The sequence below is a fragment of the Streptomyces sp. NRRL S-87 genome (assembly GCF_000719335.1).
Taxonomy (GTDB): domain Bacteria; phylum Actinomycetota; class Actinomycetes; order Streptomycetales; family Streptomycetaceae; genus Streptomyces.
The window spans coordinates 1-659 of sequence record NZ_JOGB01000176.1 but is presented as its reverse complement, the minus strand read 5'-3'; the positions used below and the strand labels follow the sequence as shown (position 1 = coordinate 659).

Genomic DNA, 659 nt, shown 5'->3' with positions numbered 1-659 from the left:
GCGCAACGGCCACCCGATCCTCGCCGTCGTGCGCGGTTCGGCCGTCAACCAGGACGGTGCGAGCAACGGTCTGACGTCGTATCGACTGGGAGGCGGGCGAGGTCGAGCTGTTGACGGAGGCGGAGCCGGTGGACGTCGCGTGGTCGCTGGTCGCGGGGCGGGCGCGTTTCGAGGATCGTGCGGCGGTCGTGGCGGCGGACCGTGAAGGTCTGCTGGCCGGGCTGGCGGCGCTGGCGGAGGGTGGTGCGGCTGCGGGTCTGGTGACGGGTTCGCCGGTCGGTGGGAAGACCGCTTTCCTGTTCACGGGGCAGGGCAGTCAGCGCATCGGGATGGGGCGGGAGCTGTACGACGCCTTCCCGGTGTTCGCGGACGCGCTGGACGCCGTCTGCGCGCGCATGGCCACCGCATTGCCCCTGAAGGACGTGCTGTTCGGGTCGGACGGCGGGCTTCTGGACCGTACCGAGTACACCCAGCCGGCGCTGTTCGCGGTGGAGGTGGCGCTGTTCCGGCTCGTGGAGAGCTGGGGTGTGCGGCCTGACTTCGTGGCCGGGCACTCCATCGGTGAGATCGCTGCTGCGCATGTGGCGGGTGTGCTGTCGCTGGACGACGCGTGTGTGCTGGTCGCTGCGCGTGGTCGGTTGATGCAGGCGCTGCCGGCG

The 659-nt window shown here is 71.2% G+C and carries 1 pseudogene; it reads left to right on the top strand.

Annotated elements, in window-relative coordinates:
- Positions 1-131: 131 nt before the first annotated feature.
- A pseudogene (locus IF43_RS0135620) lies at positions 132-659 on the top strand (acyltransferase domain-containing protein); the annotation flags it as partial.